The sequence below is a fragment of the Streptomyces sp. NPDC001941 genome (genome assembly GCF_040296945.1).
Taxonomy (GTDB): Bacteria; Actinomycetota; Actinomycetes; order Streptomycetales; family Streptomycetaceae; genus Streptomyces.
In genome coordinates this window covers 71659-83324 of sequence record NZ_JBEOYE010000025.1, presented here as the reverse complement: position 1 = coordinate 83324, position 11666 = coordinate 71659, and the positions used below count along the sequence as shown (strand labels likewise).

At 68.2% G+C, this 11666-nt stretch carries 2 protein-coding genes (1 of these 2 running past the window's edge); both read right to left on the bottom strand.

Annotation, left to right across the window (positions count from 1 at the left end):
- On the bottom strand, positions 1-546 hold a 546-nt coding region (locus ABT160_RS18920; RefSeq protein WP_351648803.1), incomplete at its 3' end, for a hypothetical protein.
- 314 nt (positions 547-860) lie between these two features.
- A protein-coding gene (locus ABT160_RS18915) for a helicase-like domain-containing protein (protein WP_351648802.1) crosses the window boundary here: on the bottom strand, positions 861-11666 show its 3' end. The gene runs 17769 nt beyond the window's last position; only the last 10806 of its 28575 coding nucleotides appear in the window; the start codon falls outside the window, past its right edge; the stop codon is at positions 861-863.

Here is an 11666-nt window from a genome sequence, read left to right as displayed (position 1 = left end):
ACCATCCGAACGCGTCTCCCCGTCCCCGACCGTGGCCTGAACCTCAAGCACGCGCGGCAGGTCGTCCTCCTCCGCCCAACCACTCCCCACCACAGGCAACAGCCCCGCAGAAGGCCCTCCCGGCAGACCGGTCGCCAGCGCTCCGGAAGCAGGCGCGTCACTCCCCCACCCCGTGGCTACACCATCGAGCGCCGAGGGCGGCTCCTCCACCCACACGCCGTCGGGCTCAACACCATCCGAACGCGTCTCCCCGTCCCCGACCGTGGCCTGAACCTCAAGCACGCGCGGCAGGTCGTCCTCCTCCGCCCAACCACTCCCCACCACAGGCACTTCCGGCTGGGCCTGTTCATGAGGTAGCCAGCCGGCGGTGAGCTCCAGTGCATGGGGAACGTCCTCGTCGCTCGCCCACCCCTGGGCCTGGCCATCGTGTTCACGTGGGTGCGTGAGGTCCTCGTTCTCGGACCAGCCCCCTGGCGTCTCCGGAAGGTGCAGTGCGGAGGGTGGATCGACCTGCGTGCTGCGAGCGTTGGTGTCGGCCGCTGCCACGCGAGGAGCATGCTCTGCGTCGGGCTGTGCTGTCTCCGCATGCGGGAGGGTATGAGTTATGTCCGCATCGTCCCACGCGTCATCCGGCTCGTGGGGCGGGGTCGGAACGTCCTGCGGAGTGGTGGCCACTTCGTCACCTCGTTGACGATCGCGGGTGGCGGGCGTGCCGCCGGCTTTCCCTGGGCAGGTTGCGTGCCTGTCGACGCTAGGGAGCTCTTCGCCCGGGGACGCTGCGTGCGTGTAGTCCTCCCGCCCGGGGGGATACGGGCCTTAGAAATCTAATGTCCGATTCCTCCAGACGGTCCGGGCTCTGCTCATCTGGTCGGGAGGGTGGTCGGGGCCGGGCGGCCGATCTGGTCGGGCTGCGGTTGTTGCGGGTGCTCAGGAGAGGCATCTAGGGAGGGCAGCTGGGGGGTCTGCCGCTGCACAGCTGCGGCCTGCAGTCGGTCGCGCACCTGGCGCGCGCGATCAGCGGTGAGGCGATCCCGGACGTATGCCTCGCCGTACCTCTCCACGATCTGGTCGATCTTGGCGCTGGTGGCACCCTGGAGGTCGCCCGGGGTGAACAGGCCCGTGGCCTTCTGTGAATCGAATCCGAAGCGGAGTACTCGTCCGTATTGGCGATGGCCGGTCACCGATACGTACAGATCCAGGCCAGCCGACTTGAGGATGGTGGGGACCCTGGGCGCTTGCGGGTCACCCATGAGCTTTAGGAGATCGTCACGTAGCGCCTGCGGGACGACGGAGGCTGCATCAGCCTGCTGTGCTTGCTGATCCGACATGGGAAGCCGTGCCAGCACGGCCTGCAGCACCTGATCCCCGGTGGCACCGGTCAGTTCCTCAACGGTGAACTGCGCGTCCGCGCAGCGCGAAGTGGGGTCGAACCCGAATTCCAGGACTGGCCTGGACCGAAGGTCTCGTTTGACCCGCACATACAGGGGCCTTCCGCCGACGACTGAGTGTGCAGCGGGCGTGGTGGGGGCGTCGGGAGCGCTGAGGAGCCGCAGGAGCTCGCGGCGTAGTGTTTCGCCTTGGGGCGGCCTGACGGACAGGTCCTGCCCTTCCAGCGGCGTGACGTCGTCGTTGTCTGGTTCGGTCGCAGGATCTACCGTGCTCTCGGCCGGCAGAGCATCGTCCTCGCCCTCCAGATCGTGCTCCGGGTCGATCTGCTCCGGGTCGGGGTAGAGCGCGTGGTCCAGGTCCGCATCGGGCTGGTCCACCGGCTCCGAAGCCAGTCCGAGAACCGCGGCGAGCGCCTCGTCGAAGTCAACGTCCTCGCCTGTGTCGTCGGATCCTGCCGCCAGCTCCCGCCGGAGCTCTACGGCCAGTTCGGCCTCCAGCTCGGCCAGTTGCTCTTCGCTCAGGTCCGGTCCAGCCTCCGCATCGAGCTCCGGCGTGTCAGCCTGCACGAAGGCTGGACGCGGGGGCGTCGTGAGTTGGGGTTGTGCCTCTTGTTGTACGAGCGGCATGTGCGCGGAAAGCCGGTAGACATGCTCGGGCAGCCTGAAGGCCATAGTCGCCACGTCGAGGGACGCCGACTGCAGCTCCTGGCCGTTGACGATGGTGGCGTCCCTCAAGAAGGTGCGCTCGCCGTCGCCGTGCGGGTGCAGGTGCGTGGGGTGAGCACGGCCACGCACTCGTGTGGCGCCGGGGGCCGGCACGCCCACCTCCCCGGTCGGCGTGAGCGGCGTGCCGTCGGCTGCGAGGTCGAATTCAATGACGTCGTCGTCAAGGACACGCTCGGCGTCGTAGCGCAGCCCGACGGGCTTACCGTCGGCATCCGTGAGAAGGTCGCTCCCGGGGTGCTCTACGGCCAGGTTGGGGGGAAGGTGCCAGCGGTCGCCGTCTTCCAGGGTGATCGCGATGGTTCCGTACGAGGTCTTGGCTGCTGCGCGGATCTCCCAGAACGTCTCCTCGTCGTTGATCCGTAGCAAGGCCCAGTCGCCGGAGCGGAGCGTGTCCGCCCACCGCACGGTGCTTGCCGCCGGGTCAGGGCGGTGGGACTGGTCCTCAAAGAGCTGCCATAGGACGTCGCTTGGAGTGCCGGTGCGATTGTGGGCCCGGTCGTGGTGGGCGCGTTCTTCCAGCATGGTGTGGTTGAGGCGGACGAGCTCGTCAGGTGAGAGCAGGTGTCCGAGCTGCGGGTCGCTCCAGTCGATAGGCCGGCCTTTGGCGCTCCGGAGTTCGGTGAGCCGGCCCGCGAAGTCATGCGCTTCCTGGCTGGTGGGGAAGTCTGCGAGCGGGAGGGGCGGGTCGGCCAGAAGGTCGGGCAGAAGTCCGTCAAAGGGCAGGCCACTGCCCGCGGGGAGCACCTCGAAGGTCTCACCGGTACGGCGGATGACGAACTGGCCGTCGGCGGTGAGGCCTATCAGCTCACGCTCTTTCGCGATCCTGCGTACCTCGGTACGGCGCTCAGGGCTCAGGCCGGGGATGCGCGCGGCGATCAGGTGGGTGCGTACTTGTGGGAGAGAGGCGAAGCGTCGCAGGGCCTGGCCCGTTTCGCCTGCAGGGGTGAGCGGGGCCAGTGGCGTGGCGACGACCACGTGGTCGGTGGAGCGGATGCTGAGCGGCTTGCCCGTGTCCTGGTGGAGCACAGGTTCGCCTGTTGCTGCGTTCAGGACGCGGATCCAGCCGATGCTGGCGCCTCGTTCGTCGGGAGACTCCTCGATCCTCACCAGGATGGGGACATCCAGCAGTGGCTGGTTGGTACGCAGTTGGTTGGCCCGAGGGGTGTTGACTTCTCCTCTCCACCAGAAGGTGCCGTCGGCTGCGGCCACCTCGCCCAGTACCTTCTTCACCTGGGTGGTCACGAAGTTGGCTATCGGCGGGATCGACGGGTCGGTCAGCTCAGCGGCCGGCCGCGGCGCCTTCTGGCGGGCGGGCGCCACCAGTTCACGCCCTGTGCTGCGTTTGTACTCCTCGGCGTAGCGCCGGTCCTGCTCGTCGAGTCCGTGCGTGACCAAGGCGTGCAGGATTGCCTGCTTGACGTCGTGACCGTGCTGGTCTTTCCATCCGAACGCGTGCCTGAGTACGGCCCGGCCTGTGGGGTTTGGCATGTCCCAGGGGAAGGGGTGACCGCGCTCGTCACGAATGCTCTCGAGGGCGTCTGCGATCCGGTTGGCGCGCTCACGGGTCCTGATCTGCTCACCCCAGGGTCCGAAGACTTTGGTGAGCCGGTCAGGCGCCCGGACTTCGTAGCGCTCGGGGGCGACAGTGATGATCGCGAGCCTGCCGCCGGAGCTCAGGTGTGTCCCGGCCTCGGCACGGCCGTGTTTGCGGCAGCGCTCGACGAGCTCCTGCTGCTTGCGCTGATCGGGGTCGGCCTTGTAGCGGACGACGCTCCTCAAGTGCGCTTTGAGCAGCATGCTGGGGTCGGTGTCGGGTTCGGTCTGCTTCTCCTGGGACGTCAGGACGAAACGCGGCTCGGGTACCGGGTCCGGTTGGGCGGGCGGATTGAGTGGCTGGTCTTCCGGGACGCCTGCGAGGTAACGGCTGAGTGCGACTGCGGCGCCTTCGGGGCTGGCATAGGCGGTGCCTTCGGCCAGCGCGAGCTGGCCGTCGGGAACAAAGTGGCATCCTGCGGCGCTCGCCAGGACGGTGCCGAGCCGGGTGCCGTTTCGCAGGATGTCGCGAGTGCCGCTGGGATCGGCTGCTGTGAGCGTGAGGTCGGCCAGGTCGCGGCGGAAACCTTCGATGCCGCCGAGCTGATCGGCATCCATCCGGCGCAGGCGTCGCTGCTCGAGCTCGGCGAGCAGGGAGTCGCGCAGCGCGACAGCGCGGACGCTGTCTGCGCTGTCGCCGTGTCCGGTGTTGGCGTGGAGCCACTGATCGAGTTCCGTGACGCGGGTCTGCAGGTCAGCGGTTGCCATGCTCTGTGGCGGGCTGGAGAGTAGCGGGGGTTTGGGCCGCGCCCCTCCCCCGCGTCCCAGGGCTTTCGCTTCGAGGCGGGGGGATCGCTCGGTGAGGTCCAGGAGGGTGACGAGTTCGGTGCCGTCGCGCCAGGCGAGTACCTCTTCGAGGTTGTGGAAGTTGCCGCGTTCGTCGCGCAGGATGTGGGGGCCTGCCTCGACCGCCTGTACCCACTCGCCGGTTTTGCGTAGCAGGACCTCGACGAGAGTGCCGTCCGGGCGGGGCTGGAGGTCGGCGGGCGTCCATCGGCCAACGCGCTGTGTGTAGGCGGAGAATTTGTTGCGCAGAGTGGTGAGGAGTGCGGCGGAGATGTCTCGAGGGCTGCCGTCCTGCTCGGCCACCGTGCCTGAGGCCGGGATCGTCGCGTCCTGCGGCGGTCGTGCTGCGCCGTCGACGGGCACCGCGACGACCTGGTCGTGGAGGAACAGGTGGATGCGGCCGTCTGGACTGGTGCCGGCGTAGGTGGCCGTGTCGTCCTCGAACAGCTCCACGGTGACCGTGGTGAACAGTTGCTGTGTGCCTGGGGGGTTCGCGCCGGCGTGCGCGGGGTGGTTCGGGTCGAGAATGCGGACCCGCTGACCTTCAGTGAGGCGGGAGGGTGCGTCCTGGTCTGTGGGGGCCCAGCCCTCGGGGGCGGGATGAAGGAGGTTACGGCGGTCGTGTGCGGCGGCTTCGCCCTCGACCGTGCCACCTTCCACTGCTGTTTCCAGGCGTCCGTGGAAGGCACTTTGACCGCCGAGGGTTCCGGAGAGGAATACCGGCTGGTCTAGCTGGACATGGTCGGCGCCCACGGGATTCCATGCAACATAGACGCGCGAGCCTGTGGCTTCGTCGTCGACCTGGACCTTCACCAGCTGGTCGGTGCCCCGGGTGGCCTTGTCGATGACCTTGCCTAGGACGGGAGTGAGTGCCAGACCCGGTGCCGGTCGTTGGTCCGGCTCTGCTCCCGCGGCCGTAGGTGCTGCCGCGGGAGCAGCGACGCGCAGGTCGGGCTCGCTGGCGAGGCGGAGGCACAAGCGCTCGGCGTCTGCTTTCGTGTTGCAGATGGCTTCGGTGGGTTCCTGATCCCCGTTGCGGATCCACACGGCATCTGCGCTGGCGCGGTCTACAACGATCCAGCGGCGGCCGATGTCCGTGGGACGTGCCGTCACCTTGTACGTCGGATGCTCTACGGAAGCTGTGGCGGGATCCCTGTCCTCCGCTTCGTGCCGTGAGTCATCGGTGACGCCAGGAGACACGGCCGGGCGACCAGGTTCTTGCGCCGTCGCTATAGACCTGGCGTGCCCGGACTCTCGAGCAGTCTGCGGCTCGGCCGCTTCCGCAGCTTCGCGTGGGGCCTTCCGCGGACCGTTGCCGCCCGCGGACGGCGCGGTGAGGGCCGGCTGGGACTGCGCGTCGGACGCGCCGGCGGCGCTCAGCGTGGGACGCTGCGCTGCGGGCTTGCCCCTCGGAAGAGGAGCCGTCAGCGGGGAAAAACCACTTCGCAGAGCCTCGTCGAGCTCCTCGTTACTGGCCACGGGCAGCAGCGGTCGGTCCTGCCCCGCGCGGCGGTCGATCTGCTCCACAACGATGCTCTGCGTGCGCTGGCCCTCTACCTTGACCCGCAGCGAAGATCCTTCGCGCGCCGCGACTTCCCCCTCCAGGAGGTCTTCCCCGCTTTCACTCCAGAAGGTCAGGCGCGTCCCGAGCGGAAAGTCCTCGGCCTGCCAGGGCCGCCGGTAGACACCGTCGGGCTCCAGCATCGGATCGTCATCGCGGGTTACTTCGAAGATCCATCCCAGTGAGCCGGGATCGAGGACGTCGGTGGCGCGGGTGGAAGCGACATACGCCAGGCGTAGCGCCTCGTCATCGGGAATGGTGTCCCAGTCGATGCCTCCGCTGTGGTTCTCTTTGGGACCCTTGAAGTCCCCGGCGATGCGGACGCGCTCCGACTCCATGCCCTTGGCCTTGTGCGCCGTGGACACCAGCAGGTCGTGCGGTGCGCTCTGGTCGACGACCTGACCGCCGTTGTCGCTGACGGGAGCGATGTAGTGGTCGGTGATGTACTGCTCGACACGCTCATGCAGCGTATTCCGCTCGGCGTCGGATGCGCGGGCACTCCGCTTGATGGAGGGGTACACCCAGCGCTTGCTGTCCGAGTGGTACTCGAAGCCGACCTCTCGGCCTTTGAGCCACTCCTTCGTGGCCCGGAAGTTGCCGTCCCCGAAGGCGAACTTGAACCACAGGTGCTCCCCGTCGTCTTCGACGAGAGGCCGCGGCATGCGAACGGATTCCAGGAGCGCGTCGAGTTCCTCGGTGTGCCGTTCCATCAGCTTGAACATGCTGTCGAGCTGGTTGAGCTCCGGCTCGCTCGCCGCTGTCTCCAGGATCTCGTCCCAGGCCATGCCGTTGAAACGCGCCAGCTCCTGATGGTTGGTGCGCTCCCCTTCGCGTAGCGCCTCAGCTGCTTCCAGGAACTTGCGCAGGTCAGCGAGGCCTCCGGAGACCGCGACCTTTCGTCCGGCCTTGAGGCCTTCGACAGCGCCCAGTACTACGCCCGCATTGGTGCGGGCGATCAGCATCGTCTCCTCCCCCGGGGTGATCTCGTCGATGCGGGAGGTCTTGCGGTCCCAGCCCGCCAGGCGCATGCGGGTGCCTCCCAGACGCAGGAAGCGATTGCCGACATCGGCGACGGCGGGACCGAAGCGGAAGGTCTGGGTGAGGGTGGCCGTGGCATCTGCGGGCAGGCGTCCCAGGGCATCGGTGGCGCCCCGGAATCCGTAGATGGCCTGATTGGAGTCGCCCACGGCCACGACCTGGATGCCGGCCGAGCGGACGTTGGCGACGATGGACTCCATGACGGGGTTGACATCTTGAGCCTCGTCCCAGAACAGCACGTCGGTGTCGGGAATCTGGCCGGAGAGCGCCCATGTCTTGACGGTGTGGTCGAAGGACAGCGGCAGATCGCGGTCGGGATCGGTCGCGGTCGTGCTGGTGAGGTTTTCCCACATCTGCTGTGCCAGAGGACGGATCGCGCTGAACAGGGATTTCCGGTTGTGTGAAATGCGGTCCGAGAGGTGATGGATCGCGAAGTCGTCGTCGGCGGACTTCACCCACTCGGACAGCATCTGGTTGGCGAGGTAGGCAGCCCGCTGAGGAGTCAGTGACTCGTTGCCCGCCTGGATGCGGGAGCGCCATCGCATCCGGTCCGCGATCTGCGCTTCGCTGAGCTTGGGCCAGTTCAGGCGGGGCAGCAGGGCTTGGTCGACCATGCTGTTGGCGTAGGCGTTCGCCGTGGTCGGTGTGACGTTCTTGCCGTACTCGCCTCGTTGCTGGGCCTCGATGGCCTCATCGGCGACTGACCGGTTGAAGGCAAGGTAGAGGATCCGCTTGTCGGGCATGCGGCGCGAGAGCATCTTCAAGGTGGTGGACTTGCCGGTGCCGGCCAGGGCCATCACTCTCAGATCAAGGCCCCGCCGGGCGGCGGCCTCCATGATGACTTCCTGCTCTGCGGTGGGCGGGAACTCCTCCGCCCGGGCGGCCGCTTCCACGATCTGCGTCCAGCGGGTGTCGCTGGGACCACCGGGCTTCGCCGGCGGCAACCCGTCCACGCTGGTGACTGCGCCCTGGGCTTCGTTGGGGTTGAGTGCGTAGCCGTCCACGCGCTGCCGCAGGATCTCCCCGCGGGACGGCTCGATCAGGTTGCCCTGGCCGTCGACTCGAAGAGGACGGACCCAGGCTTCGGCCTCCTCGCGTATGAGGGACCACCGACGCCGCTCGGCGCGCAGCCGGTAGGCCAGCGTCAAGGGGTCCGTGGCGTGCTTCAGCGCGTCAAGGGTCTCTTCGAGGTCGTCGATGTCCATCTCTTCGAGAGCGACGTGAGGATCAGCCGCAGATCGGACAGGCTCCTGGGATGCTGGCGGTGTGGCCTCCGCCCGCGCTGTGTTCGTGACCTGTTCCAGTGCCTGCGGTACGGAGTCGATCGGCGCCGCTGTCGGTGCGGCCGCTGCGGCTTCGGCGAGCTGCTTGGCCTCGAAGTCTGTATAGACGGGGACCGAAAGACCGCGCGCGGACAGGAGCGCCAGCAGGGCGTTGACCTTCTCCGTGCGGGTGTGGTGGGTGAGGTTCTTCGGCAGCGCATGCTGGTACAGGCCGCATTTCACGAGGTAGCGGGGAACAACGCGAGGCGCGAACCCGCGTGGCCCGGCCGCGACTTCGAGCGCGGCGAGGATTTCGTGGTTGTAGGCGTTCCAGACATAGGTGTGGTCAGGATGGTGCTCGATCCACACGTTGTGGACCGGGGACACTTGCCATTGCGCGCTGCGGCTGGGGGTGTCGTGGAGGTGTGCGTGTACCTGCACGAGATGACGGACCGACTCGTCTATGGTGTTCTCGCCCTTGATCGGGCTGTCCTCGCCGTACACGGTCCTGTGCTTGCCCGCGTTGTAGGTGCGGTGCTCGACCAAGCCGACCTTCTGGTTGTTCGGCCCATACACCACGGTTCCGGGGTGGGCCAGGATCTGATGGTATCCGGGATGGCCGGGCACAGGGGCCGCCCCTTCAGGCAGCTCAGCGTCCGGTGCCCTCCTCAACAGCTCGGATCCGGGTGTGCGGCTGTTGAGGCCGGCGGCCTCCTGAGACCCCTGCCCGGTGGCAACCCACACGTCGTGGGCCTCGACGACCTGGGCGATTGCGCCGGGGAGGGTTTCGTAGGGCTGTCGTGACGTCCAGCCTTTCGTGGCGGCCGCGTACTGGCCGTCGGGGCGGGTCACGACAGAGCCGATGGCCTCGCCTTCCATCGCGACGGGGGCTCGCTGGAACTGGCCGTCTGCCACGAAGGGCCCGACCGTGGCGCGTGCGCGCAGGGCGCGAGCGGCCTCGGGGCCGCCCAGGCGCATGGCATCGGTGAGGGGCACGTCGTACTGTGTCGGCTCCGGTTCGCCTCCTACCGGGGGCTGGTCCGCGGGCTCTGTTCCCTCGAGCGCCCTTTGGTCATCTCCCGGAGCGTCTGCCGCGAAAGCGACTGGCCTCGGCTGCCCTTCGGGGGGGTTGTCGTATTCAAGGGGGTCAGGCGCGGTGCCCGGAGGGTTGTCGAAGTCCGCACGTCTCGTCTGCGCCAGCGGGCTCATGGGGGCCTGGTTGGCAGCTGGTGCGTCGGTGCCGGTGACTGCGCTCACCTCCGGTAGGGGGAGAGGACTTCCCTGCGGCTGCCAGCTGGCGGCGTTGCGAAGGGCCTGGTGCCGTTCGGCGATCTTCGTGGCACTGGCGGATGGGGTACGTTCGCCAGGCATGGAGTCGGGCCCGACCGCGATCGTCCATCTGGTCTTGCCGTCCCGGCCGTTGGGCCCAACTCCGTGCCCGATCACGTCGGTGCCGTAGCCGACCGTGAGGTGTTCCACGTTGTCGCGTGCAGGCTCCAGGCGCCACCAGTAGCCGGGCAGGCCCTCGATCTCCAGCGCGTCGTAGTGCAGGGCCTCGTTGCTGGCCAGCGTCTCGGGCGTGGAGTCGTCTGCCAGGGTGGTCTGCTCAGTGGCGGGCGCCGAAGTGAGGGTCGGCTTGTCCGCCGGTGCCTGCCGTGCGACTGCATTGGAATCCACGGCGAGGGCGGGGATCGCGGAGTAGTTCCGCACGGCCCCCAGAGCGTCCTGGATCGTGGGATGGATGGTCCCGCCGCGCGGCCCGGTGCGTTCGTCGGGCCAGATGGCAAAGGAGCGCTCCTTGTCGGCGGCGAAGCGACCCTTGCGCGGATGCCATTGCAGCCGGAACCTCCAGTAGCCGACCTGTGTGTGTGCTTCGAGCTCGACGTTGAGGAGCTGGCTGCCGTAGCCGCGGTCCTCGGTGCTGCGGGACATGGTCCAGCCCTGTGTGTGGGCGGCCTTCCACAGTTGGCTGATGGTCTCCGGTACGGGGTAGTGGGGATCCCACACCCCGCCTTCTTTCACTGCTTCCTGAGGTGCCTCGCCAGCAGGGTCGGTGGGGGGCATCGGGGCCAGGGGTGCTGCTGCCACGGTCTGAGAGCTCGGCCCGGCGGCGGGTGCGGAGACGGGGGCCTGCGAGTCGGCGAACGTGCGCAGTCGCTGCGGCATCTCGTGGGCGTGACCGGCCAGTACCCGTACGTGCCCGTAGAGGTCGCTTGCCTGCAACTGCTCGTTCTCGAGCTGGGCGCGCAGGGCGGCAGCGGCGGGGGCGAGCCGCTCGATGGCGTCGGCTTTCGTGCGGATTTGGGGGCCGTCGAGCTGGAGCCTGTCGGAAGCCTGGATCTGCTCCAGAGCTTCCAGGACCTGCTTGAGTGCGGGCTGTTGCGTGAAAGTGAGGGGCCAGGTGTGGCGTGCGGCGGTGTGCAGCGCGTTGGGGAAGGGCTCGAGTCCTGCGAAGGCCCAGGACACGCGCATCGCGTCGGGGTAGGTGGCCAGAGCGGGCAGCAGCTGACCGGCCTCGTGGGCCCACACGCGCAGGGCGTCGAGGACCGCCCCGTGGAAGTTGTCGGACCCGTTCGGGTGTGCGGGGAGGATGGTAAGTGTGCCGCTGGCTTCGCCGGGCAGGTGCTGCCCCATGACGGTGTGCCAGCCCGGCCCTTCCTTGACAAGGGTGGCCACTACCTCGTCATCGGGGTCGCGCAGGGTGTAGGCGGGCCCGGGCCAGATGTACTCCTGGCGCACCGTAAAGCCGACTGTGTCGGGGACGCGGTAGATGATCTGGTCCGGCAGATCAGCGCGGACGAGCTGCTCATAGCTCTGGTTACCGAACGCCTCGTCGTCGCCGAGCGGCTCCATGGGAACGTCGAGAACGGGGCGCTGTCGCGGGTCGGGGTAGCCCAGGCGCGGTAGCAGGAAGGGGTCCTCGTACCAGAGTTCCATGGTGCTGGGGAACGCCTGCCGCCACGCCTGGTCACTCCACACGGTGGCCGCCGCGTTGTCGGCGTGCTGGTTCGCCTTGGTGGCCAGGGTTTCCAGCAGCGGGGCCAGCTCGGTGGGCAGGGCGCCTTGGACGGTGGGGGAAAGCGTGGTCTGGGCGAGCATCAGGACCGCGCGGATGGCCTCGCGCGGGCGCATCGCGGCGGGGCTCGAAGCCCGTAGCAGGGCGCTGGCTTCCCTCAGCTTGAGGAGTCGGGGTTCGTCGGCGGGCCACTGGGGGTGGGAAATGAGCGCCCAAGCCGCAGCGATCACCTCGGCCGTAGCCTGGCGGAACGCGCCAAGGCTCGTGTATGTGCCGTTCTCAAGAGCGGTGGGCGC